Below are 26,093 nucleotides of genomic sequence, written 5' to 3'. Positions count from 1 at the left end.
CTCATGAATTTTAAAGCTAATAAATAAAGGTTTTAGTAGATTTTTTACAAAAAAAATGGCGATTATTTAATTTAATAACCGCCATTTTAAACTATTCTACGAATTTAGAATTTAAAAGCTTTGGATTGTGGATAATAAGCCACATCTGCCAACTCTTCTTCTATACGTAATAATTGATTATACTTTGCCATACGGTCGCTTCGCGATGCAGAACCTGTTTTAATTTGGCCACAATTTAAGGCTACTGCTAAATCTGCAATGGTGTTATCTTCGGTCTCTCCAGAACGGTGAGACATTACAGATGTATATCCAGCATTTTTAGCCATGTTTACAGCAGCAATAGTTTCAGTTAAAGAACCGATTTGGTTTACTTTAATAAGGATTGAATTTGCAATACCTTCATCGATACCACGAGATAGACGCTCTACGTTAGTTACAAACAAATCGTCGCCTACCAATTGTACTTTATCACCTATTTTTTCGGTTAGCAATTTCCAACCGTCCCAGTCGTTTTCATCCATACCGTCTTCAATAGATATAATAGGATATTTTGCCACCAATTCTGCTAAATAATCAGCTTGTTCTGCGCTTGTTCTAACTTTCCCTGTAGGCCCTTCAAATTTAGAGTAATCGTACTTACCATCTACAAAGAATTCTGCAGAAGCACAATCTAAAGCAATCATTATATCGTCTCCAAAACTGTATCCTGCTTTTTCTACGGCCAATTTAATAGAATCTAAAGCATCTTCGGTACCACCTTCTAATGTTGGAGCAAAACCACCTTCATCTCCAACTGCCGTACTTAAACCACGATCGTGAAGTACTTTCTTAAGGTTATGGAAAATCTCGGTTCCCATTTGCATAGCATGTGTAAAGTTTTTGGCTTTAACAGGCATAATCATAAATTCTTGAAATGCAATTGGCGCATCGCTATGAGAACCACCGTTAATGATATTCATCATTGGTACTGGTAAAGTATTAGCAGATACACCACCAACATAACGGTATAAAGGCACGCCTAATTCGAAAGCAGCAGCTTTAGCAACAGCTAAAGACACACCTAAAATGGCGTTAGCACCTAATTTTGATTTGTTTGGTGTTCCATCTAAATCAATCATAATTTGATCGATTTGATTTTGTTCGAAAACAGAAGTTCCTAATAATTCTTGAGCTATAATGGTATTCACATTTTCCACTGCTTTAGAAACGCCTTTCCCCATATAAGAATCGCCACCGTCTCTTAACTCTACTGCTTCATGCTCTCCTGTAGATGCTCCTGAAGGAACTGCCGCTCTACCTAAAGCACCATTTTCTGTAAGTACATCTACCTCTACCGTTGGATTACCACGCGAATCTAAAATTTGTCTTGCATGAATATTAATTATTATGCTCATCGTATTAATTTTTTAATGTTATTTTAAGTTTTTCTAACTACTAAATTACAAAATAGATACACTATAATTTAACATTTGCCTTTATATTTATGCAATATTTTCACTATAATGTTTTCGTAAAGAAAAAACCTCAGAAAAAGCAATTTTTTCTGAGGTTTTATTGTTTTATTTTTTAATGTTTTCGATAAACTGATCGAACAAATAATCGGCATCGTGTGGACCTGGACTGGCCTCTGGATGGTATTGTACAGAAAAACAATTCTTATTTTTCATTTTTAAGCCTGCAACTGTATCGTCGTTAAGATGTACATGTGTAATCTCTAAATCAGGATGTGCTTCTACTTGTTCTCTATTAACTGCAAACCCGTGATTTTGTGAAGTTATTTCGCCTTTTCCTGTTAGTAAATTTTTTACAGGGTGATTAATACCTCTATGGCCGTTATGCATTTTATAAGTAGATACGCCATTAGCCAAAGCGATTACTTGATGCCCTAAACAAATACCAAAAACAGGTAGGTTTCTGTCTAAAATTTCTTTAGCCACAGCTTGTGCTCCTAATAAAGGTTCTGGATCTCCAGGTCCGTTTGATAAGAAATAGCCATCTGGGTTCCAAGAGCTTAATTCTTCGAAAGTAGCGTTATAAGGATACACTTTAATATAGGCACCACGTTTTGCAAGATTTCTTAAAATGTTTTTCTTTATTCCTAAATCGAGGGCTGCAATTTTAATATCTGCATTTTCATCACCTACAAAATAAGGTTCTTTTGTAGACACTTTTGAAGCTAATTCCAAACCATTCATATCTGGAATATCAGCCAATTGTTTTTTAAGTCCTTCAATATTATCTACATCTGTAGAAATTACAGCATTCATAGCGCCATTATCTCTAATGTAACTTACTAGAGCACGCGTATCTACATCGGATATTGCTAATAAGTTGTTTGCGTTTAAAAAATCTTCTAAACTAGAATCGGCAGAAGCTCTTGAATAATCGTAACTAAAATTTTTACAAATTAAACCAGCAATTTTAATGTTATCAGATTCAACTTCATCTTCTTGAGTACCATAATTGCCAATATGGGCATTGGTTGTAACCATGATTTGACCAAAGTACGATGGATCTGTAAAAATTTCCTGATAACCAGTCATTCCGGTATTAAAACATACTTCGCCAAAGGCAGTTCCTTCTTTACCTCCAACAGCTTTACCATAAAAAATGGTACCATCTGCTAACAACACGACTGCTTGTTTCTTTTTCTGATATTTCATTGTTTTTATATAAGTCAAAAAATTGAATGTTATTAAATAGATTTTGCGTAGTTCAAAATATATCTTACATCGGTTTCTTCTTTATAAGACAGATGCTTATCTTTTGCATATTTCTTTACTTTCGCTTGGTCTTCTTCAGTAATTAAACTATTTACTAATTTTTTATTTAGTTTGGTTTCTTCCAGAATTGGATTTTCTTGGTCTTCTACAACAAAATAGGTTTCTTTTGTCACATATTTGTCTGGGTTAAGTTTATTACCAGTCATTTGGTTTACCATGCCTTCCTTTATATCTAGCTCATATTTTTTTAGAAGAACCATTTTATCTGATGCATATACTTCTTCGAAAAAAAGATTTGTTTTTAAGTCTGGATCGATATACTTTTTGAAAGTTTTATTTGCAATAAGTACTTTATCTACATATGCTGAATTAATGCTGAAAATAGAATCGCCAGAATACATCATTTCAAAACCTTCGTCTTTGATATTAAAATTACAGCCATCAATTCTTACTGGATCTTCCTGATTTTCGAAATAAATTTTTGAACCTAAATACCAAGTATCAAACAAATAAACCGAACCTTTAATATCTGAAGCTGTATTAGGTTTGTAGGCGGTAATTGTAGAGCCTGGACCTAACAAAGGTTTTGGTCTAGATTGATTTTCTCTTAATTCGTTTAAAACACTTAATTCTTTTGCTTGGGCAGATACACAAAGGCTTGATAAGGCGAAAATTACAATTGGTAGGTATTTCATGTTTATATGTTTTTATTAGTTGAGGCAAATATAAAAAAAAAGCCATCCCTAACAGGATAGCTTTTTTTAATATTTGAAAAATGATTTATCATTTATTCTTCTTCGTTTGAAGCTTTAGTCTCTTCTACAGCAGGAGCAGCAGGTTGAGCAGCTTTAGAACCACCTCTTCTACTTCTACGTGTAGTTTTCTTTTCTGCTTTACCAGCGTTATAGATTTCGTTGTAATCAACTAATTCTATCATTGCCATATCAGCGTTATCTCCTAAACGATTTCCAAGTTTAATAATACGAGTATATCCACCTGGTCTGTCCCCAACTTTAGTTGCAACATTTCTAAATAACTCAGAAACGGCATCTTTTTGTCTTAATTTACTAAAAACTAGACGTCTGTTGTGGGTTGTATCTTCTTTAGATTTTGTTACTAAAGGCTCTACAAATTGTTTTAAAGCTTTTGCTTTAGCTACGGTAGTATTAATACGTTTGTGCTCGATTAAAGAACAAGCCATATTGGCTAACATTGCTTTTCTGTGCGCTGTTTGTCTACCTAAATGATTTACTTTTTTTCCGTGTCTCATGACATTTGTGTTATCATCTTGCTACCAAACTCGATTATTCGAGGAGCAAAATATGATTAATTAATCTTTATCTAATTTATATTTCGACAAATCCATTCCGAAATTAAGACCTTTAACATTTACTAGTTCTTCTAATTCTGTTAAAGATTTTTTACCGAAGTTACGGAACTTCATTAAATCGTTTTTATTGAACGATACTAAATCTCCTAAAGTATCAACTTCTGCTGCTTTTAAACAGTTTAAGGCACGTACAGACAGATCCATATCTACTAATTTAGTTTTCAGTAACTGTCTCATATGAAGTGATTCTTCATCGTAAGTTTCTGTTTGTGCGATTTCATCAGCTTCTAATGTAATTCTTTCGTCTGAGAATAACATGAAGTGGTGAATAAGTGTTTTAGCTGCTTCTGTTAACGCGTCTTGCGGAGTTATAGAACCATCTGATTGGATTTCGAACACTAATTTTTCGTAATCCGTTTTTTGCTCTACACGGTAATTTTCGATGCTATATTTAACATTTTTAATTGGCGTGTAAATAGAATCTGTAAAAATTGTTCCAATAGGAGCAGTTGCTTTTTTATTTTCTTCTGCAGGAACATAACCTCTACCTTTTTCGATAGTAATTTCCATATTCACGCTCACTTTAGGATCTAAATTACAGATTACTAAATCTGAATTTAACACTTGAAAGCCAGAAATAAATTTTTGGAAATCCCCTGCTGTAATTTGTTCTTGACCAGAAATTGAAATAGATACCGACTCGTTATCTACATCTTCTATTTGTCTTTTAAAACGTACTTGTTTTAAATTTAAAATAATTTCTGTTACGTCTTCTACAACACCAGGAATTGTTGAAAATTCGTGGTCTACCCCTTCAATTCTAACCGAGGTAATAGCAAAACCTTCTAATGAAGAAAGTAAAACTCTACGTAATGCATTACCAACTGTTAGTCCATAACCAGGTTCTAATGGTCTGAATTCGAATTTACCTTCGAAATCAGTAGAATCGATCATGATTACTTTGTCGGGTTTTTGAAAATTAAATACTGCCATATTGTTCTTCGTTTTAATTGTTATTTAGTTGCGCGGTCTATAAGTTTGAAGAAGTACGAATAAACCCTTTGGCCAAATACCAATGTTTTTAGTTATTATTTAGAGTATAATTCGACGATGAATTGCTCGTTAATGTTTTCTGGGATCTGGATTCTTGCAGGAACAGACACATAAGTACCTTGTTTAGTTTCAGAATTCCAAGTAATCCATTCGTACACTTGACTAGAGTTAGATAAAGATCTTTCGATAGCATCTAACGATTTAGATTTCTCGCGTACAGCTACAACATCTCCAGCTTTTAATTGGTAAGAAGGAATATTTACAATCTCTCCGTTTACAGTAATATGTCTGTGAGATACTAATTGTCTAGCACCGCTTCTAGAAGGAGCAATACCCATTCTAAACACGACGTTATCTAAACGAGATTCACATAATTGTAATAATACTTCACCTGTAATTCCAGGAGCTGCTGTTGCTTTTTTGAAGATGTTACGGAATTGACGCTCTAAAATACCATAAGTATATTTAGCTTTTTGCTTTTCCATTAATTGAATTGCATATTCCGATTTTTTACCACGACGTTTGTTAGCACCGTGTTGCCCAGGAGGGTAATTTCTTTTTTCGAAAGACTTATCGTCTCCAAATATAGCCTCGCCAAATTTACGAGCTATTTTAGTTTTAGGACCAGTATATCTTGCCATTTTAATTAAATTTAAGAGTGATTATGAATTAAGGTCTTATAAATCTTATCCTTCGATAATCGTTAATCTCTTGTTATACTTGTTGTTATATTTTTTCAGTGTGCAAATGTACATATAAAAAAAATTAATACCAACTGTATATTGAAGCTGATATTAATTTTTTTATTATTTAGAGTGTAAAATTATACTCTTCTACGTTTTGGAGGACGACATCCGTTGTGTGGTAATGGAGTAACATCGATAATTTCTGTTACTTCTATACCTGCATTGTGGATAGAACGGATAGCTGATTCTCTACCGTTACCTGGTCCCTTAACATATACTTTTACTTTTTTAAGACCAGCCTCTTGAGCTACTGCTGCAGCATCTTCTGCCGCTAATTGTGCAGCGTAAGGCGTGTTCTTTTTAGATCCTCTAAATCCCATTTTACCAGCAGAAGACCATGAAATAACGTCTCCTTTTTTGTTAGTAAGCGAGATAATGATGTTGTTAAAAGAAGCAGTAACGTGAGCTTCCCCTACAGAGTCTACTACAACTTTACGTTTTTTAGTACTCTTTGTATTTGATTTTGCCATATTCTTTTAGTTTCTAGTTGTTAGTTGTTAGTGATAGAATCCTAAACTTTTCAATTTCAAACAGATTCATCTAACAGCTAAATACTAATGACTTAATTATTTAGTTGCTTTTTTCTTGTTAGCAACAGTTTTTCTTCTACCTTTTCTTGTTCTAGAGTTGTTCTTGGTGCGTTGCCCTCTTAAAGGAAGACCAGCTCTGTGACGAATACCTCTGTAACAACCAATATCCATTAAACGTTTAATGCTCAATTGTGTTTCAGAACGTAGTTCACCTTCAATAGTATAAGAAGATACAGCCTCACGAATGTTACCAATTTGGTCGTCTGTCCAATCTTGTACTTTAGTGTTTTCGTCAACCTTAGCTGCTGCCAAGATATCTTTTGCTCTGCTTTTACCTACTCCGTAGATATAAGTTAAAGAGATTACTCCTCTTTTGTTTTTTGGTATGTCTACACCTGCAATTCTTGCCATACTTTTTTAGTTTTTAGTTGTTAGCTTTTAGTTGTTAGAATCCTAAACATTTCTATTTCGAACAGATTCTCATCTAACGTCTAATTACTAATGACTTTTTTCTAGTTTTAACCTTGTCTTTGTTTGAATCTAGGGTTCTTTTTGTTAATTACGTAAAGTCTACCTTTTCTGCGCACGATTTTACAATCTGCACTTCTTTTTTTAACTGATGCTCTTACTTTCATCGTATTAGTATCTATAAGTTATTCTGGCCTTAGTTAAATCGTAAGGACTCATTTCTAATTTTACTTTATCTCCTGGTAATAACTTAATGTAATGCATACGCATTTTACCAGATATATGTGCTGTCACAATGTGACCATTTTCTAACTCAACACGAAACATAGCATTAGATAATGCTTCAATAATTGTTCCGTCTTGTTCTATTGCTGCTTGTTTTGCCATTGTAATATAATAATTAAGCGACTGCTTTTCTATTTTTACCAGTTTTCATCAAGCCATCATAGTGTCTGTTCAACAAGTAAGAGTTTACTTGTTGCATCGTGTCGATTGCAACTCCTACCAAAATTAATAGTGATGTACCACCAAAAAATAAGGCCCAACCCGATTGTACGTTCATTAACTTTACAATAACTGCTGGGAACACAGCAATAATAGCTAAGAAAATAGAACCCGGTAATGTTATTTGCGACATGATTTTATCTAAGTATTCCGAAGTTTCAGATCCTGGTCTAATACCAGGGATGAAACCACCACTACGTTTTAAATCGTCTGCCATTTTGTTCGTAGGAACAGTAATAGCGGTATAAAAGTAGGTAAATACTATAATTAATAAGGCAAATAACAAGTTATACCAAAATCCGAATATATCAGAAAATTGAGATTGTAACCATTGTCCAGCGGCAGAATCTTTCATAAAAGACGTCTGACCAATAAGACCTGGCACAAACATAATAGCTTGAGCAAATATAATTGGCATTACTCCAGAAGCGTTAAGTTTTAATGGAATGTATTGTCTAGACCCCATAATGTTTTTCTCATAGCCTCCAGTAGCGGTACGTCTTGCATATTGTACTGCAATTTTTCTAACTGCCATAATAAGCATAATCGATGCGAATATGATTACGAACCACAACACCAATTCTATAAGGATTAACATAACGTTATTACCCTCTAATCTTGATGCTGCATTTTGAAAAAACGATACTGGCAAACGTGCAATAATACCCACCATAATTAAAAGTGAAATACCATTACCAATACCCTTATCTGTTATTTTTTCACCTAACCACATAGCAAAGATACAACCAGTTACTAGAATGATGATAGAAGAAAAATAGAACAATCCACCTTGCCCTAATAAAAAGGCACTTTGTGGGATACCTAAAGTTGGTAAACTCGCTAAATAACTTGGTGCTTGAACCAAACAAATAGCTATAGTTAACCAACGTGTAATTTGATTAATTTTCTTCTGCCCACTTGCACCTTCTTTTTGTAATTTTTGCAAGTAAGGAATCGCAATTCCCATTAACTGCACTACAATAGAAGCAGAAATATAAGGCATAATACCTAAGGCAAATATTGATGCATTAGCAAAAGCCCCACCAGTAAACGCATTTAATAAACCTAATAGTCCAGAATCTGTACTATCTTGTAAGGCTTCTAATTGTGCTGCATCTATACCTGGTAAAACAACTTGTGCACCAAAACGATAAACTAATAATAAACCAACTGTTAAGATGATTCTATTTCTTAGTTCTTCTATTTTCCAAACATTCTTTAACGTTTCTATAAATTTCATGCTCTATTACGTGTGATTATAAAGTTACAGCTTCTCCTCCTGCCGCTTCTATAGCAGCCTTTGCTGAAGCAGTAAATTTGTGAGCAGTTACTTTTAATTTTGCTTTTAGTTCACCTCTACCTAAGATTTTAACTAGATCGTTCTTTCCAGTTACACCTGTAGCTATTAAAGTGTCTAAATCTACTGTGTCGTTAATTTTCTTATCATCAACCAATTGTTGTAAAGTATCTAGGTTTACCCCTTGGTACTCTACGCGGTTAATGTTAGTAAAACCAAATTTAGGAACACGTCTTTGAAGTGGCATTTGTCCACCTTCGAATCCGATTTTCTTAGAATAACCAGAACGAGATTTAGCTCCTTTGTGACCACGTGTAGCGGTACCACCTTTTCCAGAACCTTGTCCGCGTCCTACTCTTTTCCCTTGGCCTTTAACTGAACCTTCTGCAGGTTTTAAATTACTTAAATCCATTTCTCAGTTTTATTATTTAGTTTCTTCAACAGAAACTAAGTGTTCTACTTTAGCAACCATACCAAGAATATTTGGTGTAGCTTCGTGCTCTACAACTTGCCCAATACGTTTAAGACCTAAAGCCTCTAAAGTTCTTTTTTGTCTTAATGTACGATTTATTGCGCTTTTAACTTTTGTTACTTTAATCTTTGCCATCGTTCTTGCTTTTAACCTTTGAAAACTTTCTCTAATGAAATTCCTCTTTCACGAGCAATCGATTCTGCACTTCTTAATTGTAATAATGCATCAAAAGTTGCTTTAACAACGTTGTGAGGGTTTGATGAACCTTGAGATTTAGATAATACATCGTGCACTCCTACGGCTTCTAAAACTGTTCTCACAGCTCCACCAGCGATAACTCCTGTACCAGGAGCAGCAGGAATGATGTTTACTCTTGCTCCACCAAATTTTCCTTTTTGTTCGTGTGGCAATGTACGCTTTACGATTGGAATACGCACTAAATTTTTCTTTGCATCTTCTACTGCTTTTGCAATAGCACTTGCAACATCTTTAGATTTTCCTAAACCGTGACCTACTACACCTGCTTCGTCTCCAACCACTACGATTGCCGAGAAACCAAATGCTCTACCACCTTTAGTTACTTTTGTAACTCTCTGTACACCAACTAAACGATCTTTAAGATCTAATCCACTTGGTTTTACTAGCTCTGCGCTTTTGTATTTTTGATACATAATTTCTTAGAATTTAAGTCCTGCTTCTCTAGCTCCTTCTGCTAATGATTTTACTCTACCATGGTATAAATAACCACCTCTATCAAAAGAAATAGTTTCTACACCAGCTTTTAAAGCTTTTTCAGCCACAGATTTCCCCACTAAAGCGGCAATTTCTGATTTAGTTCCTTTTGCAGCACTAATGTCTTTATCTCTTGAAGATGCTGAGCTGATAGTTTTACCAGTTACATCATCTACTATTTGAGCATAAATTTCTTTATTACTTCTAAAAACAGATAATCTTGGTCTAGCTTCTGTACCAGAAACTATTTTACGGACTCTGCTTTTAATTCTTAATCGTCTTTCGTTTTTTGTTAACGCCATAACTTATAAATTATTAAGCTGATTTACCTGCTTTTCTTCTTAATATTTCTCCTACAAACTTAATACCTTTTCCTTTATAAGGTTCTGGTCTTCTAAAATCACGGATTTTAGCAGCTACTTGTCCTACAAGTTGCTTATCGTGCGATGTTAGTTTAATTATAGGGTTTTTACCTTTCTCTGATACTGTTTCAACTTTTACTTCTGGAGCAATATCTAAAATAATATTATGAGAAAATCCTAATGCCATATCAAGTTTTTGTCCTTGATTACTTGCTCTATATCCAACACCTACTAATTCTAATTCTTTAGTCCAACCTTTAGATACACCTTCAATCATGTTGTTAATAAGTGCTCTGTAAAGTCCGTGTTTAGATTTTTCTTCTTTCTTATCAGAAGAACGTTCAACTATAACATTTCCGTCTTCGACTTTAATTGCAACGTTAGAAAACTCTTGAGATAATTCTCCTAATTTTCCTTTTACTGTTACAACATTATCTTTAACATCTACTGTAACTCCTTCTGGAATCCCTACTGGGTTATTACCTATTCTTGACATTTCTTATAGTCTTTAAATTAGTAAACGTAACATAAAACTTCGCCACCTACATTTTCTGCTTGTGCTTGCTTTCCTGTCATTACTCCGTGAGAAGTAGAAACGATAGCAATACCAAGACCATTTAAAATTCTAGGTAGTTCTGATGAACTTGCGTACTTACGTAAACCAGGTTTACTGATTCTTTGAATCTTTTTAATTACAGGTTCTTTTGTTTCTTTATTGTACTTAAGAGCTATTTTAATAGTTCCTTGTACAGTAGAATCGTCGAATTTGTAACTTAAAATATATCCTTGCTCGAATAATATTTTTGTGATTTCTTTTTTAAGATTAGAAGCAGGGATTTCTACCACTCTGTGGTTAGCACGCACTGCGTTTCTAATTCTTGTAAGATAATCCGCTATTGGATCTGTATACATATGTATTAATTTGCGGTTTTGGTTTTCGGGATGTTACTCCCGAACCTGAAACCAATTTATAATTATTTTTTTACCAGCTTGCTTTTTTAACACCTGGAATAAGACCGTTATTTGCCATTTCTCTGAATAATACACGAGAAATACCAAATGTACGCATGTACCCTTTTGGACGTCCTGTTAGTTTACATCTGTTGTGCATACGTACAGGAGAAGCATTTTTTGGTAACTTTTGTAATGCTTCGTAATCGCCAGCTTCTTTTAAAGCTTTGCGTTTTTCTGCATATTTAGCTACTGTTTTTGCTCTTTTTACCTCACGGGCTTTCATTGATTCTTTAGCCATATCTTAGTTCTTTTGAAATGGTAAACCTAATTCTGTTAATAATGATTTTGCTTCTTTATCAGTTTCGGCAGATGTTACAAAAGTAATATCCATTCCTGTAATTTTATTTACCTTATCGATATCAATTTCAGGGAAGATGATTTGTTCTGTAATACCAAGGTTATAATTACCTCTTCCGTCGAATCCTGTAGCTTTAATTCCATTAAAATCTCTTACACGTGGTAAGGCAGAAGTAACTAAACGGTCTAAAAATTCATACATTCTTTCGCCACGTAAAGTAACTTTTGCCCCAATTGGCATACCTTTACGTAATTTGAACGATGCAACGTCTTTTTTAGAAATTGTTGCTATAGCTTTTTGTCCAGATATAGTTGTTAATTCGTCTACTGCGTAGTCTACTAACTTTTTGTCTGCAACGGCAGCACCAACACCTTTAGAGATTACTATTTTCTCTAATTTAGGTACTTGCATTACATTTTTATATCCAAATTCGTCTGTAAGAGCTGCAATTACTCTGCTTTTATACTCTTCTTTAAGTCTCGGTGAATATGCCATAACTATATTACTTCATTAGATTTTTTAGAAAATCTCACTTTCTTATCGCCTTCCATTCTGTACCCTACTCGTGTTGTTTCGCCTTTAGCAGTTAACAACGACAAGTTAGAGATTTGAATAGGAGCTTCTTTCTCTACGATTCCTCCTTGAGGGTTTTGTGCACTTGGCTTGGTGTGTTTCTTCACTAAGTTTACGCCCTCAACAATCGCTTTGTTCTTATCTATTAATACTTTAAGTACTTTCCCTTCAGATCCTTTGTGATCTCCGGCTATTACTTTTACAGTATCTCCTGATTTTATTTTAAGCTTTGTCATCTTATAAGTCATTAAAGCACTTCAGGTGCTAATGATACAATTTTCATGAATTGTTTATCACGAAGTTCTCTAGCAACAGGTCCAAATACACGTGTACCTCTCATCTCGCCCGCTGGGTTTAATAATACACAAGCATTGTCGTCGAATCTGATATAAGATCCGTCTGGACGTCTTACTTCTTTTCTAGTACGAACTACAACTGCAGTAGATACAGCACCTTTTTTAATGTTACCATTAGGTGTAGCATCTTTAACAGAAACAACTATTTTGTCTCCTACAGAAGCGTATCTTCTTTTAGTACCACCCAGAACACGTATTGTTAATACTTCTTTTGCTCCAGTGTTATCGGCAACTTTTAATCTTGATTCTTGTTGTACCATAATTACTTCGCTCTTTCAATTATTTCAACTAGTCTCCAACATTTAGATTTACTCATAGGTCGTGTTTCCATGATCTTAACAGTATCTCCAATGTTACAATCGTTAGTCTCGTCGTGTGCAACGTATTTTTTTGTTTTTAACACGAACTTACCATACATAGGGTGCTTTACTTTTTTAACTTCAGAAACTACAATAGATTTCTGCATTTTGTTACTAGTAACAACTCCTATACGTTCTTTTCTTAAATTTCTTTTTTCCATCTTTCAGCAGAATTATTGTAATTCTCTTTTAGTTAATTCGGTCGCAATTCTAGCAACATCGCGTCTTACGCTACGTAATTGAATTGGATTTTCTAAAGGAGATATTGCATGTGCCATTTTCAGGTCTGAATAACTCTTTTTTGTCTCACCAAGTTTCTCTTGTAACTCAGCTGTAGATAATTCTTTAATTTCTGATTGTTTCATAACATCAAATAAATTATGCTTCGTAATCTCTAGCGATAACAAACTTAGTTTTAACTGGTAATTTTTGTGCGGCTAAACGTAATGCTTCTTTAGCAATGTCTAATGGCACTCCTCCTACTTCAAAAAGTACTCTACCAGGTTTTACAACAGCTGCCCAATATTCTACGGCACCTTTACCTTTACCCATACGTACTTCAAGAGGTTTCTTTGTTATAGGCTTATCTGGAAATATTTTAATCCAAAGTTGTCCTTCTCTTTTCATGTAACGTGTAGCGGCAATACGTGCTGCTTCTATTTGACGCGATGTTAAAAAATTCGAATCAAGCGATTTTATTCCAAAAGTTCCGTTAGAAAGTTGGTGACCTCTTTGAGAGTTCCCTTTCATACGTCCTTTTTGTTGTTTACGAAATTTTGTTCTTTTAGGCTGTAACATTTTTCTTTACTTTAAAAAATTACTTTCTACGACGTGGTTTACTATTACCTCCTCGTGTTCCACCTTTTCCTTGCTTCTTAGACAATCCAACAAGCGGAGAAAGCTCTCTTTTACCATATACTTCACCTTTCATGATCCATACTTTAACACCTAATCTACCGTAAGTAGTATGTGCCTCAACTAAAGCATAATCAATATCAGCTCTAAATGTAGATAATGGAATACGTCCTTCTTTGTAGTGCTCGCTACGTGCCATTTCGGCACCGTTTAAACGACCACTAATTTGAACTTTAATTCCTTCTGCATTCATACGCATTGTAGCAGCGATAGCCATTTTGATTGCACGACGGTAAGAGATTCTGTTCTCGATTTGTCTTGCAATACTAGATGCTACTAAAAATGCATCAAGTTCTGGTCTTTTAATTTCAAATATATTTATTTGAACTTCTTTACCTGTAATTTTCTTAAGTTCTTCTTTTAACTTGTCTACCTCTTGGCCACCTTTACCGATAATAATACCAGGTCTAGCAGTAGTGATAGTAACGGTTACAAGCTTTAAAGTTCTTTCGATAATTACTCTAGAAACACTAGCTTTAGATAGACGTGCGTGAACGTACTTTCTGATCTTATCGTCTTCGGCTAATTTATCGCCATAATCGTTTCCTCCATACCAGTTAGATTCCCATCCTCTGATAATTCCTAAGCGATTCCCGATTGGATTTGTTTTTTGTCCCATACCTCTAATTAAGCTTGTGTGTTATTGTTAGCTCCTACCACGATGGTTACATGGTTAGAACGTTTTCTAATTCTGTGCGCACGACCTTGAGGAGCTGGACGTAATCTTTTTAACATAGATCCGCCATCTACTCTAATCTCTTTTACTATTAATTCAGCATCTTCAATACTTGCATCTTCGTTTTTAGCTTGCCAGTTTGCAATTGCAGACAATAACAATTTCTCTAAACGGTTAGATGCTTCTTTTTGGCTAAATTTTAAAATATTAAGCGCTTTTTCTACCTGTTCGCCTCTTACTAAATCGGCTACTAAGCGCATTTTTCTCGGTGACGTAGGACAGTTATTAAGTTTAGCAAAAGCAACTTGCTTTTTATCTTCCTTAATAGCGTCTGCCATTTGTTTTTTACGACTTCCCATAGCTTACTACTTTTTACCTTTGTTTTTAGCACCAGCATGACCTCTAAATGATCTTGTTGGTGAAAATTCTCCTAATTTATGTCCTACCATGTTTTCAGTAACATATACTGGAACAAATTGGCGTCCGTTATGTACTGCTATAGTTTGTCCAACGAAATCTGGAGTAATCATAGAGGCTCTAGACCACGTTTTGATTACTGCTTTCTTTCCGCTTTCAACATTTTCTTGAACTCTCTTATCTAATTTATAATGAACGTAAGGTCCTTTTTTTAATGATCTTGCCATGTCTTATTTCTTTCTACGTTCTACAATATACTTATTACTCGCTTTTGTTTTAGAACGGGTTCTGTAACCTTTAGCTGGTAAACCTTTTCTAGAACGTGGGTGTCCTCCAGAAGCACGACCTTCACCACCACCCATTGGGTGATCTACAGGGTTCATTACTACTGGTCTTGTACGTGGTCTTCTTCCTAACCATCTGCTTCTACCAGCTTTACCTGATACTAATAACTGATGGTCTGAGTTAGATACTACCCCTATTGTAGCCATACAGTTAGCTAGAACTAATCTAGTTTCACCAGATGGAAGTTTAATAGTAGCAAATTTACCATCTCTTGCCATTAATTGAGCAAAAGCACCAGCACTACGAGCCATTACAGCTCCTTGTCCTGGACGTAACTCTACACAAGAAATAATTGTTCCTAATGGAATTTGACTTAATGGCATTGCGTTACCAATTTCTGGAGCGATACCTTCTTGCCCAGATACTACAGTTTGTCCAACTTGTAATCCGTTTTGAGCAACAATATAGGCTTTCTCACCATCTTGATAATTTAACAATGCGATAAAAGCTGTTCTGTTTGGATCGTACTGAATCGATTTTACTTCGGCAGGAATTCCTGTCTTAGCTCTTTTAAAATCGATAATACGATAACGCTTTTTATGACCACCACCAATATAGCGCATGGTCATTTTTCCTTGACTGTTTCTACCACCAGACTTTTTCTTCGGAGCTAATAAACTTTTCTCCGGCTTATCAGTAGTAATGGCGTCAAATCCATTAACTACTCTAAAACGCTGTCCTGGTGTGATCGGTTTTAATTTTCTTACTGACATTTTTGTCTAATTACATGTTACTGTATAAATCAATCACTTCACCTTCCGCCAGTTGTACAATTGCTTTTTTTACAGCATTTGTTTTACCATGTTGAATACCCGTTTTTGTAAAACGTGTTCTTCTATCTGGACGGACATTTATAGTACGAACTTTTTCAACAGAAACGCCATAAGCAGCTTCTACTGCTTTTTTTATTTCTACCTTGTTCGCCTTTGTATTAACCTGAAAGCTATAGCAGTTGTTTAACTCACTATTTGTAGTCGCTTTTTCGGTGATAATAGGTTTAATTAAGATACTCATCGCTTCCTTATTTACTTAAATTCGTTTCAATTTCTTCTAAAGAACTCTCTAAAAGCACAACTTTATTTGCATTTAAAATTTTGTAAGTGCTTAATTCTGAGTTAGTTATAACTTCAGAGCTTTTTAAATTGCGCGATGACAAATATACATTATTATTTGATGCACCCAACACAAATAGAGATTTTTTATTTTGTAAGTCTAAAGCTTTCAATACACTAGTGAAATTTTTAGTCTTTGGCGTTTCAAAATTAAAGTCTTCTAAAACTACTATTGAAGCTTCGTTTGCTTTAATTGTTAACGCTGATTTACGAGCTAAACGCTTTAAGCTTTTGTTAAGTTTGAAGCTGTAATTTCTTGGTCTTGGGCCAAACATACGACCACCGCCTTTAAATACTCCAGACTTAATACTACCTGCTCTAGCCGTACCAGTTCCTTTTTGCTTTTTAATCTTGCGTGTAGATCCAGCAATCTCAGCGCGCTCTTTAGCTTTGTGAGTTCCTTGTCTTTGGTTTGCTAAATATTGTTTAACATCCAAATACACAGCATGATTGTTAGGCTCTATACCGAAAACTGAATCTGAAAGGTCTACCTTTCTACCAGTTTCTTTTCCGTTTATATCTAAAACTGCTACTTTCATTACTTCTCAATGATTACATAAGAGTTTTTATGTCCAGGTACACAACCTTTAACAACAAGTAAGTTCTTTTCTGCAACTACTTTTAAAACTCTTAAATTTTCCACTTTTACTCTATCGTTCCCCATTCTTCCGGCCATTTTCATTCCTTTAAATACTCTTGCAGGATATGAAGCAGCACCAATAGAACCAGGAGCTCTTAATCTGTTATGTTGACCGTGAGTTGATTGCCCAACACCACCAAATCCGTGACGTTTAACAACACCCTGAAAACCTTTACCTTTAGAAGTTCCAGCAATATCAACAAATTCACCTTCTATAAAGTGCTCTACCGTGATAGCATCACCTAATTTGTACTCCTTATCAAAACCTTTAAACTCAGCGATTTTGCGTTTTACAGAAGTTCCTGCTTTTTTAGCGTGACCTAAGTCTGCTTTAGTAGCACTTTTTTCTGTCGCGTCATCGAAACCAAGTTGTAGCGCTTCATAACCGTCTACTTCTTCAGTTCTGACTTGGGTAACGATACATGGTCCAGCTTCAATTACTGTACATGGAATGTTTTTTCCATTTTCGTCGAAAATGCTGGTCATACCGATTTTTTTTCCAATTAACCCAGACATAATTATTAATTTATTTATTAGTATTTATTTATAAAAAAATTCAGGGTCAAAACACGTTCAACCCTGAATGTATTTTTACCGTTTTTCCCTCGCTCGCAGCTTAGGACATGTTTAGAAAACGTATTGTTTCCGTTCTCGATGGTGCTGCTCTTGCAGTACCTACTTACACTTTAATTTCTACTTCAACACCGCTTGGTAATTCAAGCTTCATTAAAGCATCGATAGTCTTTGATGAAGAGCTATAGATATCAAGTAATCTTTTATAAGAACTTAATTGAAATTGCTCTCTAGACTTTTTGTTAACGTGTGGAGAACGTAATACAGTGAAAATTTTCTTGTGTGTTGGTAATGGAATTGGTCCAGTTACTACAGCACCTGTACTTTTTACAGTTTTTACAATCTTATCAGCAGATTTATCTACTAAGTTATGATCGTAAGATTTTAATTTTATTCTGATTTTTTGACTCATTTTCTTAAGATTTAAGCATCAGCACCTTTAGCTGCTTTAATAACTTCTTCTGAAATATTTTGAGGTGTTTCAGCATAGTGTGAAAACTCCATTGTAGATGTTGCACGACCAGAAGATAATGTTCTTAATGTAGTTACATATCCAAACATTTCTGATAATGGTACAATAGCTTTAACAACTTTAGCACCAGCTCTGTCGCTCATATCGCTTACCTGACCTCTTCTTCTATTTAAATCTCCTACAATATCACCCATGTTTTCTTCTGGAGTTATTACCTCTAGTTTCATCATTGGCTCCATAATTACTGCTTTCGCAGCTTTTGCAGCAGCTTTAAATCCTAATTTAGCAGCTAATTCGAATGATAATTGATCCGAATCCACATCGTGGTAAGAACCGTCTGTTAATGTTACTTTCATAGCATCAACTTCGTATCCTGCTAAAGGACCATTCTTCATAGCTTCTTTGAATCCTTTTTCAATTGAAGGGATAAATTCTTTAGGAACGTTACCACCTTTAATTTCAGAAACAAATTCTAAACCATCTTTACCTTCTTCTGCTGGCTCTAAAGTAAATACGATATCTGCGAATTTACCACGACCACCAGATTGCTTCTTGTAAACCTCTCTGTGCTCAGCTCTGCTAGTAACAGCTTCTTTGTACTCTACTTGTGGCTGACCTTGGTTTACTTCTACCTTAAACTCACGCTTAAGACGATCTACAATAATATCTAAGTGAAGCTCTCCCATTCCAGAAATAATAGTCTGTCCTGAAGCCTCGTCTGTTCTTGCTGTAAATGTTGGATCTTCTTCTGCTAATTTAGCTAAAGCCATACCCATTTTATCTACATCGGCCTTAGTTTTAGGCTCTACAGCGATACCGATTACAGGATCTGGGAATTCCATAGATTCTAACACGATAGGGTGTTTTTCATCAGACATGGTATCACCAGTCTTAATGTCTTTAAATCCTACTGCTGCTCCAATATCTCCAGCTTCGATAAACTCGATAGCGTTTTGTTTATTAGAGTGCATTTGGTAGATACGAGAAATACGCTCTTTTTTACCAGAACGGTTGTTCAAGATATAAGAACCAGCATCTAAACGACCTGAGTAAGCACGGAAGAACGCTAAACGACCTACGAAAGGATCGGTAGCAATTTTAAATGCTAATGCAGCGAATGGAGCATCAACACTTGGCTTACGAGATTCCTCCTGTTCAGTAACAGGATTAATACCTTTAATATTATCTCTATCTAACGGAGAAGGTAAATAACGACATACAGCATCTAATAAAAACTGTACCCCTTTATTTTTAAACGAAGAACCACATACCATAGGAATGATAGCCATATCCATTACAGCAGCTCTTAGTGCAGCATGCACTTCTTCTTCTGTAATAGACTCTTCGTCTTCCATGAATTTTTCTAATAAGTTTTCGTCGTAAGAGGCAACTTCTTCAATTAAAAGCGCACGGTACTTACGAGCTTCTTCTTTCATATCCTCTGGAATCTCAACAACATCGAAAGTCGATCCGAAGTTATCATCATGCCAAATGATAGCTCTGTTTTTAACTAAGTCTACAATACCTTTAAAATCAGCTTCGTCACCAATGTTTAAAACGATTGGCACAGCATTAGATTTCAACATATCTTTAACTTGCTGACAAACAGCTAAGAAATTAGACCCTTGACGGTCCATTTTATTTACGAACCCAATACGTGGTACTTTATAGTTATCTGCAAGTCTCCAGTTAGTTTCAGATTGTGGCTCTACACCATCTACAGCACTAAATAAGAATACTAAACCATCTAATACACGTAAAGAACGGTTTACCTCTACTGTAAAGTCAACGTGACCAGGAGTATCGATAATATTAAAGTGGTAATCTTTAGCATCCTCGGTTGGAACACCGTTTTCTTTAGGAAATGTCCAGTCGCAAGTTGTAGCTGCAGAAGTAATGGTAATACCACGCTCTGCTTCTTGCTCCATCCAGTCCATTGTAGAAGCTCCATCGTGAACTTCACCAATTTTATGAGACACTCCTGTATAAAAAAGAATACGCTCTGTTGTTGTTGTTTTACCAGCATCAATATGAGCTGCAATTCCTATGTTTCTTGTTAAATTTAAATCTCTTGCCATGTTTTAGAATCTAAAGTGTGAGAATGCTTTATTTGCTTCTGCCATTTTATGAGTATCTACTCTTTTCTTAACAGCAGCTCCTTCTTCTTTAGCCGCAGCTAAAATTTCTGAAGCTAAACGTTGAGCCATAGATTTCTCGTTTCTTTTACGAGCATAACCTATTAACCACTTCATTGCAGTTGAAACTTTACGATCTGGACGAATTTGCATTGGAATTTGGAATGTTGCACCACCAACACGACGGCTACGCACTTCTACGTGAGGCATCACATTAGATAAAGCGTCTTTCCATAATTCTAAAGCCGTTTTTTCTTCGTCAGTCTTCTTTTGATCTACGATATCTATCGCATCGTAAAATACTTTAAACGCCACAGACTTCTTACCATCCCACATCATCATGTTAACAAAACGCGTTACTAACTGATCGTTAAATCGCGGATCTGGTAAAAGCGGTCTCTTTTTCGCTTGTCTTTTTCTCATGTCTTTTCTTTAAAAGTTTTTTAATTACTTTTTAGGGCGTTTTGCACCATACTTAGATCTACGTTGTGTTCTACCTGCAACACCAGCTGTGTCTAAAGCACCACGAACGATGTGATATCTAACTCCTGGTAAATCTTTTACCCTTCCACCTCTAACCAATACTATCGAGTGCTCTTGTAAATTGTGACCTTCACCTGGGATATAAGCGTTCACTTCGTTACCATTTGTTAATCTAACCCTTGCTACTTTACGCATTGCAGAGTTAGGTTTCTTAGGCGTAGTAGTGTAAACACGCGTACAAACCCCTCGTCTTTGAGGACACGAATCTAAAGCAGCCGATTTACTCTTCTTGGTTATTTTGGCTCTTCCTTTTCGTACTAATTGTGAAATTGTTGGCATATTTTTCTATAATATTTATAAAATACCTCTTCTTAGAGGGCTGCAAATGTATGAATTAAATTTAATTTTTCAAACCCTAAACAATTAATTTTCAATCCGATTTCATTTTTTAATACAACTTCATATTAATAGTATCCTTTTTACGTTAGTTTTACACTGACTAAAAGAAATTACACAGTGCCATTTAAACACATCGCAATTTTAACACTCTTGTGCTTAAGCTACTACACAAATGCGCAACACCTGTATTTAAATGTTGCTGGTGAAACCGACACAGAAACCGAGCGCTTAGATTCTATTTGGTACCCGAAAAAACACATGAACTTGCAATCGGCACAACACGCTTTAGACACGTTGTCGCAGCAACTTAATTACTTAGGCTATATTGAACACACCAGAACGCCATTACAACACATTAACGATTCTACACTTACCTCACGCTTCAAATTAAAAACACAATACAATAGCATAAAAATATTTTACAACGACAGTTTATTAAATACAGAAACTCTAAAATCGATTAGCACAAATAGTACTGAAGATTATTTTATTGTCGCCTTTAAAGATTTAGAAAAGTCCTTAAACCATCTTAACATAAAATTATCTGAACACGGCAATCCCTTTATTAAATTAAAATTAGAGGATATCAGCATTCATAATAAAATTGTAACAGCTCAATTAAAAACCGTAACTGTTTCCAAACCCAGACAAATCGATAACATAATAATTAAAGGTTACGAAAAGTTTCCCGAAAAATTTATCAAGCATTATTTAAAACTTAAAACAGGCACAGTTTTTAATCTAAACACCATCAGAAAAAAAACGGAACGCCTAAACGAACTCCCTTTCGCCAATCAAATTCGAGATCCAGAAGTATTATTTACAGAAGACTCTACAACACTATATATATATGTAGAAAAAATTAAAAGCAATAGTTTTGATGGTTATTTAGGATTTACCACCAACGAAAACACAAACAAATTAGAGTTTAGTGGTTACCTGGACATGCTTTTGCAAAACAATTTAAATTTTGGAGAATCGTTAAAACTAAATTACAGGAGCGACGAAAACGACCAAAGGAATTTCAACCTAAAACTAGACGCCCCTTATTTGTTTAAATCCCCTATCGGTGTACAAGCAGAATTAAACATCTTCAAAAAAGATTCGTCGTTTACAACCACAGATCAAAATCTCAAATTATACTATCAATTTAACCCAAAACACAAAATGTATTTGGGATTAAACAGCACGCAGTCCAACAATCTTTTAACAACCAACAACACAACCATAACCGATTACAACAGTACCTTTTTCGAAACACAATACGATTTTACCAACCGCACAGTAAACACCCAACTCTTCCCAATAAAAACTTACGCTACCACGCAAGTCGGTTTTGGAGACCGTACCATAAGACAAAGCAAACAAAAACAAACCCGATTAACAGCTAAAGCCTACCACAGTTTTTATTTAAACGCAAAAAACAGCATATACACTAAAATTGAGGCTGCCGCATTACTATCGGACAATTATTTAGATAATGAACTCTTTAGATTTGGAGGGATTAATTCCATTAGAGGATTTGAAGAAAACAGCTTAGTCGCCAATTTATATGGTGTCTTAAATTTAGAGTACCGCTTACAACTCAACCCAACCATTTACATACACACAATTTCGGATTTTGGCTATCTGGAAAATCAAATTTTTACCCAAAAAGAAAAATTATTAGGCCTAGGCGTCGGTTTTGCCATATTAACAAAAGCAGGGCTATTAAAATTCAATTATGCTAATGGACAAACCGAAAAACAACCCTTTAATATCTCTAATTCAAAAATACACTTAAGCATCACTTCTTTTTTCTAAAAAAACAGTCCATTTTACGATACAATTCTCAACCGAAATGAAAATTTTAACCATTAATTATTGTTTAATTAACTTTTTATTATGATTTTTGGCCAAGACTAATTCAAATAAAATATAAAATGAAAACAAAGTTTAGTGGAATTCTAACGCTATTCCTAGCGTTTGTTGTGCAACTAACGTTCGCACAAGAAAAGACAATTTCAGGAACTGTGTCCGATGCGACGGGCTTACCTCTTCCTGGGGTTAACATTATTGTACAAGGTACAACTCACGGTACACAAACAGATTTTGACGGGAACTACTCGTTAACTGCAAATACTGGTGATGTTTTATCTTTTTCATTCATTGGTTACAAAACTCAAACTGTAACTGTTGGTGCTTCTAGCACAATTAACTTAACAATGGCTGAAGATTTAGCCGAGTTAGACGAAGTTGTAGTAACAGCACTTGGTATTAAAAAAGAAGAGAAAGCTATTGGTTACGCTTCTCAACAACTTAAATCTGAAGCTATTGCGGATGTACCTACAACTAACGTAACAAACTCGTTATCTGGTAAAATTGCAGGTGTTAACATTACACAATCTTCTGGTGATGTTGGATCGTCATCTCGTATTACAATTCGTGGTATTTCCACTATTTACGGAAATTCGCAACCATTAATCGTAATCGATGGTGCTGTAATTGATAACAACACATATACTGGTGGTAGCTCAGGTACAGATGTACCTAACGGTTTAGCAGATATTAACCCTCAAGACGTTGAAACTATTAACGTTTTAAAAGGTGGTGCTGCAACGGCTCTTTACGGGATGAGAGGTACTAACGGTGTAATTGTAATTACTACAAAATCTGGTAAGAAAAATAAATCTTTAGGTATAGAGATTAACAGTTCTGTTAGCTTCTCTAACCCATACATTTTCCCAGAATACCAAAACTCTTACGGACAAGGTCTTAACCCAAGCTACTTCGAATTCGTTGATGGTTTTGGATACGACCAAGGTGCCAACGGTGGTGACGGTGGTGTTGATGAAAGCTGGGGTCCTGCTTTAGATTCAGGATACGAATTTATCCAATTCTCATCTCTTATAGACAATCCTGACAACCCTCAAGCACAACCTTGGGTATCTAACCCAAACAGTGTACGTGACGAGTTCTACCAAACTGGTTTAACTACAGATAACACAGTATCGTTCTCTGGTGGTACAGATACAGGAAACTACCGTTTATCTTTAGGTTTAGTAGACACTAAAGGTATTGTGTACAACACAGACCTTAAAAAATACAACATTTCAGGTAACGTAAATTATGAATTAGGCGAAAAATGGACTGTTGGTTTTAGTGGTAGATTTATTCAATCGACTTCTCAACAAAGAAACGCTGTTGGTTATGGCGATGTAGATAACCAAGTAGGTCAGTTAGTATGGAGTGCAAGACAGGTAGACTGGTCTCGCCTTAGAGATTGGGAAAGCTTACCTTTAATTGAAACTGATAATGGTACATTAACACCATTAAACTGGAACTTGTCTTACAACAACAACCCATACTGGGCTTTAGATAAAAACTTACACCCATGGACACGTAACAGATGGATTGGTACCGCAAACTTAGGTTACCAAATTTCTGACGATTTATCTTTAAACATGACTACTGGTATCGATTATTTCGATGACTCTAGAGAGACAATGAGAAATATGAGTACTGTAAACTTCAGAAATGGTTACTACTCGTTAACGAAAAGAAACCGTTACGAGATTAACTCTCAAGCGATTTTAAGCTACAACAAAAAATTCGGTTCTAACGATCAATTCGGAGTATCGTTTAGTGTTGGTGGTCAGTTAATGACAAACAAATACACAGCATTCCAAGGTATTGCAGAAAACTTAGTATTAGACGGTTTATTCAACTTATCTAACTCTGCTGGTGCTCCACTTATTACAGATACTAGTAGCGATTACAAAATCAACAGTTTATTTGGTACTGGTCAGTTAAGCTACGGCGATTTCTTATTCTTAGATTTCACAGGTCGTAACGACTGGGCTTCTGTATTACCAGTAGACAACAACAGTATTTTCTACCCATCTGTATCTTTAAGTGCAGTAGTTAGCGATATGTTAAACATTCAATCAGATGCTGTTAACTTCTTAAAATTAAGAGCTTCTTGGGCAGAAACTGGTAGTGCAGGACCTTTAGCACCTTATAGTGTTATCCCTACTTATGCATTATCTACTTCTCCACTTAATGGTTCTTCTCCAACGGCTCTTTATCCAAATACCTTATGGAACCCAGAAATTACAGCACAAACAGAAACTGCTTTAGAATTCGGTTTAGATGCACGTTTCTTCTCTAACAGATTACGTGTAGACTTTACATACTACGACAAAGAAAACAACGACGTAATTATGCCACTTCAAGTATCTGCTACTTCTGGTTTTACTAGTGTTTGGAAAAACGCTGCTACAGTAACCAATACAGGGGTTGAATTAGTACTTGGTGTAGATGTTATTAGAAGCCAAGGAGATGGTTTCAACTTAGGTTTCGATGTTAACTTCGCGAAAAACGAAAACGAAGTTACAAACATTGAAGGCGAAGGTGTAATTAACTTAGAAAACGGTGGTTTATGGAATGTTAATACACAAGCCAGAAACGGAATGCCAATGGGTGTAATCTGGGGACCGTCTTTCGAGCGTACACCTAGCGGAGCTATCCTTTACCAAAATGGTTTACCAGTAATTGGTGATTATAAAGTATTAGGAAACTCTCAGCCTGACTGGGTTGGTGGTTTAGCTATTAACGCTTCTTACAAAAACTTCTCTTTCAGAACATTATTTGATGTTAAACAAGGTGGCGATGTTTACTCGCAAACTACTACCTGGGGTAACTTAGCTGGTATTCTTGAAGAAACTATGGTTGGTAGAGAAACTGGTGTAATTGGTGTTGGTGAAATGTCAGACGGTAATGGTGGTTACATTCCAAACGATGTTGTTGTTGGTGCTCAAAACTACTACTCGTCTGCTTACAACCAAAACGTAGCAGAGTCATCTGTATTCGATGCATCTTTTGTAAAATGGAGAGAATTATCTTTAAGCTATTCCTTACCTACAAAATTCATCGAGAACACAGGTTTACAAGCCGTAAATTTAGGTGTTAACGTTAGAAATTTAGCGATATTACACAGAAATGCGCCACACATCGATCCAGAAACTGCATTTGGTGTTAGCGCAGGACAACAAGGTTTAGAGTACGCTCAAACGCCTTCTACTCGTACAATTGGTGTTAACCTTAATGTTAAATTTTAATAGAAATGAA

At 35.3% G+C, this 26,093-nt stretch carries 37 protein-coding genes; 2 read left to right on the top strand and 35 right to left on the bottom strand.

The genetic code is table 11. The features are described from left to right. Positions 1 to 104 precede the first annotated feature (104 nt). From eno to rpsL, 35 genes are all read right to left on the bottom strand, one after another. Positions 105 to 1,394 carry a phosphopyruvate hydratase gene (eno, locus tag ACR9EA_RS03340; protein WP_435137501.1) on the bottom strand — a complete coding sequence of 430 codons (1,290 nt, stop codon included), beginning with the start codon at positions 1,392 to 1,394 and terminating at the stop codon, positions 105 to 107. A gap of 165 nt (positions 1,395 to 1,559) precedes the next feature. After that, positions 1,560 to 2,663 carry a glutamine-hydrolyzing carbamoyl-phosphate synthase small subunit gene (carA, locus tag ACR9EA_RS03335; RefSeq protein ID WP_435137498.1) on the bottom strand — a complete coding sequence of 368 codons (1,104 nt, stop codon included), beginning with the start codon at positions 2,661 to 2,663 and terminating at the stop codon, positions 1,560 to 1,562. Positions 2,664 to 2,695: 32 nt separating this feature from the next. Next, positions 2,696 to 3,418, bottom strand: a complete 723-nt coding sequence (locus ACR9EA_RS03330; RefSeq protein ID WP_435137495.1) for a hypothetical protein — start codon at positions 3,416 to 3,418, stop codon at positions 2,696 to 2,698. A gap of 92 nt (positions 3,419 to 3,510) precedes the next feature. Then, entirely contained in the window at positions 3,511 to 3,993 is a 483-nt protein-coding gene (rplQ, locus tag ACR9EA_RS03325) for a 50S ribosomal protein L17 (protein WP_435137492.1), read from the bottom strand. Positions 3,994 to 4,053: 60 nt separating this feature from the next. Next, positions 4,054 to 5,046 carry a DNA-directed RNA polymerase subunit alpha gene (locus ACR9EA_RS03320; RefSeq protein ID WP_435137489.1) on the bottom strand — a complete coding sequence of 331 codons (993 nt, stop codon included), beginning with the start codon at positions 5,044 to 5,046 and terminating at the stop codon, positions 4,054 to 4,056. A gap of 95 nt (positions 5,047 to 5,141) precedes the next feature. Beyond that, the gene (gene rpsD, locus ACR9EA_RS03315; RefSeq protein WP_435137486.1) at positions 5,142 to 5,747 is read right to left on the bottom strand and encodes a 30S ribosomal protein S4; all 606 of its coding nucleotides are present in this window, start codon (positions 5,745 to 5,747) and stop codon (positions 5,142 to 5,144) included. 182 nt (positions 5,748 to 5,929) lie between these two features. Continuing rightward, on the bottom strand, positions 5,930 to 6,322 hold the full coding sequence (gene rpsK, locus ACR9EA_RS03310) for a 30S ribosomal protein S11 (protein ID WP_435137483.1): 393 nt from the start codon (positions 6,320 to 6,322) through the stop codon (positions 5,930 to 5,932). 96 nt (positions 6,323 to 6,418) lie between these two features. Then, positions 6,419 to 6,793: a 30S ribosomal protein S13 gene (gene rpsM / locus ACR9EA_RS03305; RefSeq protein WP_435137480.1), complete on the bottom strand. Its 375-nt coding sequence runs from the start codon at positions 6,791 to 6,793 to the stop codon at positions 6,419 to 6,421. A gap of 107 nt (positions 6,794 to 6,900) precedes the next feature. Beyond that, a complete protein-coding gene (gene ykgO, locus ACR9EA_RS03300) occupies positions 6,901 to 7,017 on the bottom strand; it encodes a type B 50S ribosomal protein L36 (RefSeq protein ID WP_013305171.1) in 117 nt (38 codons plus the stop codon). A gap of 4 nt (positions 7,018 to 7,021) precedes the next feature. Continuing rightward, complete coding sequence (gene infA / locus ACR9EA_RS03295; protein WP_007094967.1) at positions 7,022 to 7,237, bottom strand: translation initiation factor IF-1; 216 nt, start codon at positions 7,235 to 7,237, stop codon at positions 7,022 to 7,024. 13 nt (positions 7,238 to 7,250) lie between these two features. Then, on the bottom strand, positions 7,251 to 8,594 hold the full coding sequence (gene secY / locus ACR9EA_RS03290; protein WP_435137476.1) for a preprotein translocase subunit SecY: 1,344 nt from the start codon (positions 8,592 to 8,594) through the stop codon (positions 7,251 to 7,253). Between the two features lie 16 nt (positions 8,595 to 8,610). Next, positions 8,611 to 9,063: a 50S ribosomal protein L15 gene (rplO, locus tag ACR9EA_RS03285; RefSeq protein ID WP_435137473.1), complete on the bottom strand. Its 453-nt coding sequence runs from the start codon at positions 9,061 to 9,063 to the stop codon at positions 8,611 to 8,613. A 12-nt stretch (positions 9,064 to 9,075) separates the two neighbouring features. Then, positions 9,076 to 9,258, bottom strand: coding sequence for a 50S ribosomal protein L30 (rpmD, locus tag ACR9EA_RS03280; RefSeq protein WP_435137471.1), 183 nt, complete (start codon positions 9,256 to 9,258; stop codon positions 9,076 to 9,078). Between the two features lie 11 nt (positions 9,259 to 9,269). Beyond that, on the bottom strand, positions 9,270 to 9,794 hold the full coding sequence (gene rpsE, locus ACR9EA_RS03275) for a 30S ribosomal protein S5 (RefSeq protein WP_435050648.1): 525 nt from the start codon (positions 9,792 to 9,794) through the stop codon (positions 9,270 to 9,272). A 6-nt stretch (positions 9,795 to 9,800) separates the two neighbouring features. Next, positions 9,801 to 10,157, bottom strand: coding sequence for a 50S ribosomal protein L18 (gene rplR, locus ACR9EA_RS03270; protein WP_435137468.1), 357 nt, complete (start codon positions 10,155 to 10,157; stop codon positions 9,801 to 9,803). Between the two features lie 13 nt (positions 10,158 to 10,170). Continuing rightward, on the bottom strand, positions 10,171 to 10,713 hold the full coding sequence (gene rplF, locus ACR9EA_RS03265; RefSeq protein ID WP_435137465.1) for a 50S ribosomal protein L6: 543 nt from the start codon (positions 10,711 to 10,713) through the stop codon (positions 10,171 to 10,173). Positions 10,714 to 10,730: 17 nt separating this feature from the next. Then, the gene (gene rpsH / locus ACR9EA_RS03260; protein ID WP_435050651.1) at positions 10,731 to 11,129 is read right to left on the bottom strand and encodes a 30S ribosomal protein S8; all 399 of its coding nucleotides are present in this window, start codon (positions 11,127 to 11,129) and stop codon (positions 10,731 to 10,733) included. 70 nt (positions 11,130 to 11,199) lie between these two features. Next, positions 11,200 to 11,469: a 30S ribosomal protein S14 gene (gene rpsN, locus ACR9EA_RS03255; protein WP_435050652.1), complete on the bottom strand. Its 270-nt coding sequence runs from the start codon at positions 11,467 to 11,469 to the stop codon at positions 11,200 to 11,202. A 3-nt stretch (positions 11,470 to 11,472) separates the two neighbouring features. Continuing rightward, a complete protein-coding gene (gene rplE / locus ACR9EA_RS03250) occupies positions 11,473 to 12,024 on the bottom strand; it encodes a 50S ribosomal protein L5 (protein WP_435137461.1) in 552 nt (183 codons plus the stop codon). 2 nt (positions 12,025 to 12,026) lie between these two features. After that, positions 12,027 to 12,338, bottom strand: a complete 312-nt coding sequence (gene rplX / locus ACR9EA_RS03245; RefSeq protein WP_435050654.1) for a 50S ribosomal protein L24 — start codon at positions 12,336 to 12,338, stop codon at positions 12,027 to 12,029. An 11-nt stretch (positions 12,339 to 12,349) separates the two neighbouring features. Next, the gene (rplN, locus tag ACR9EA_RS03240) at positions 12,350 to 12,718 is read right to left on the bottom strand and encodes a 50S ribosomal protein L14 (RefSeq protein WP_435137458.1); all 369 of its coding nucleotides are present in this window, start codon (positions 12,716 to 12,718) and stop codon (positions 12,350 to 12,352) included. A gap of 2 nt (positions 12,719 to 12,720) precedes the next feature. Continuing rightward, positions 12,721 to 12,978: a 30S ribosomal protein S17 gene (gene rpsQ, locus ACR9EA_RS03235; protein WP_053991431.1), complete on the bottom strand. Its 258-nt coding sequence runs from the start codon at positions 12,976 to 12,978 to the stop codon at positions 12,721 to 12,723. Positions 12,979 to 12,990: 12 nt separating this feature from the next. Continuing rightward, positions 12,991 to 13,182 (bottom strand): 50S ribosomal protein L29, encoded by a 192-nt coding sequence (gene rpmC / locus ACR9EA_RS03230; protein WP_435137454.1) that lies wholly within the window; start codon positions 13,180 to 13,182, stop codon positions 12,991 to 12,993. 13 nt (positions 13,183 to 13,195) lie between these two features. After that, the gene (gene rplP, locus ACR9EA_RS03225) at positions 13,196 to 13,615 is read right to left on the bottom strand and encodes a 50S ribosomal protein L16 (RefSeq protein WP_435137451.1); all 420 of its coding nucleotides are present in this window, start codon (positions 13,613 to 13,615) and stop codon (positions 13,196 to 13,198) included. A gap of 19 nt (positions 13,616 to 13,634) precedes the next feature. After that, positions 13,635 to 14,351, bottom strand: a complete 717-nt coding sequence (gene rpsC / locus ACR9EA_RS03220) for a 30S ribosomal protein S3 (protein ID WP_435137448.1) — start codon at positions 14,349 to 14,351, stop codon at positions 13,635 to 13,637. An 8-nt stretch (positions 14,352 to 14,359) separates the two neighbouring features. Next, entirely contained in the window at positions 14,360 to 14,767 is a 408-nt protein-coding gene (gene rplV / locus ACR9EA_RS03215; RefSeq protein ID WP_435137445.1) for a 50S ribosomal protein L22, read from the bottom strand. Positions 14,768 to 14,773: 6 nt separating this feature from the next. Further along, positions 14,774 to 15,052 carry a 30S ribosomal protein S19 gene (gene rpsS, locus ACR9EA_RS03210; RefSeq protein WP_435137442.1) on the bottom strand — a complete coding sequence of 93 codons (279 nt, stop codon included), beginning with the start codon at positions 15,050 to 15,052 and terminating at the stop codon, positions 14,774 to 14,776. 3 nt (positions 15,053 to 15,055) lie between these two features. Further along, a complete protein-coding gene (gene rplB, locus ACR9EA_RS03205; RefSeq protein ID WP_435137439.1) occupies positions 15,056 to 15,883 on the bottom strand; it encodes a 50S ribosomal protein L2 in 828 nt (275 codons plus the stop codon). A 10-nt stretch (positions 15,884 to 15,893) separates the two neighbouring features. Then, positions 15,894 to 16,184 carry a 50S ribosomal protein L23 gene (gene rplW / locus ACR9EA_RS03200; RefSeq protein WP_435137436.1) on the bottom strand — a complete coding sequence of 97 codons (291 nt, stop codon included), beginning with the start codon at positions 16,182 to 16,184 and terminating at the stop codon, positions 15,894 to 15,896. 7 nt (positions 16,185 to 16,191) lie between these two features. Further along, on the bottom strand, positions 16,192 to 16,821 hold the full coding sequence (gene rplD / locus ACR9EA_RS03195; RefSeq protein ID WP_435137433.1) for a 50S ribosomal protein L4: 630 nt from the start codon (positions 16,819 to 16,821) through the stop codon (positions 16,192 to 16,194). Then, positions 16,821 to 17,438 carry a 50S ribosomal protein L3 gene (gene rplC, locus ACR9EA_RS03190; protein WP_435137430.1) on the bottom strand — a complete coding sequence of 206 codons (618 nt, stop codon included), beginning with the start codon at positions 17,436 to 17,438 and terminating at the stop codon, positions 16,821 to 16,823. Before rplC ends, rplD begins: the two co-directional genes overlap by 1 nt. Positions 17,439 to 17,601: 163 nt before the next feature. Then, positions 17,602 to 17,907 carry a 30S ribosomal protein S10 gene (gene rpsJ / locus ACR9EA_RS03185; RefSeq protein WP_007650482.1) on the bottom strand — a complete coding sequence of 102 codons (306 nt, stop codon included), beginning with the start codon at positions 17,905 to 17,907 and terminating at the stop codon, positions 17,602 to 17,604. Positions 17,908 to 17,918: 11 nt separating this feature from the next. Then, a complete protein-coding gene (gene fusA, locus ACR9EA_RS03180) occupies positions 17,919 to 20,045 on the bottom strand; it encodes an elongation factor G (protein ID WP_435137426.1) in 2,127 nt (708 codons plus the stop codon). Positions 20,046 to 20,048: 3 nt separating this feature from the next. Next, the gene (rpsG, locus tag ACR9EA_RS03175; protein WP_435137423.1) at positions 20,049 to 20,525 is read right to left on the bottom strand and encodes a 30S ribosomal protein S7; all 477 of its coding nucleotides are present in this window, start codon (positions 20,523 to 20,525) and stop codon (positions 20,049 to 20,051) included. Between the two features lie 24 nt (positions 20,526 to 20,549). Next, positions 20,550 to 20,924, bottom strand: coding sequence for a 30S ribosomal protein S12 (gene rpsL, locus ACR9EA_RS03170; RefSeq protein ID WP_057783973.1), 375 nt, complete (start codon positions 20,922 to 20,924; stop codon positions 20,550 to 20,552). Positions 20,925 to 21,101: 177 nt separating this feature from the next. On the opposite strand from rpsL, the gene ACR9EA_RS03165 reads away from it, so the two are divergent. Together ACR9EA_RS03165 and ACR9EA_RS03160 are read left to right on the top strand one after the other, a co-directional pair. After that, positions 21,102 to 22,787 (top strand): BamA/TamA family outer membrane protein, encoded by a 1,686-nt coding sequence (locus ACR9EA_RS03165; RefSeq protein WP_435137420.1) that lies wholly within the window; start codon positions 21,102 to 21,104, stop codon positions 22,785 to 22,787. A gap of 119 nt (positions 22,788 to 22,906) precedes the next feature. Beyond that, on the top strand, positions 22,907 to 26,083 hold the full coding sequence (locus tag ACR9EA_RS03160) for a SusC/RagA family TonB-linked outer membrane protein (protein ID WP_435137416.1): 3,177 nt from the start codon (positions 22,907 to 22,909) through the stop codon (positions 26,081 to 26,083). Positions 26,084 to 26,093: the final 10 nt, after the last annotated feature.

Origin of the sequence: Formosa sp. A9 (assembly GCF_051200825.1) — a bacterium.
In the GTDB taxonomy this organism is placed as follows: domain Bacteria; phylum Bacteroidota; class Bacteroidia; order Flavobacteriales; family Flavobacteriaceae; genus Formosa.
This window is presented reverse-complemented; position numbering and strand designations above follow the sequence as displayed.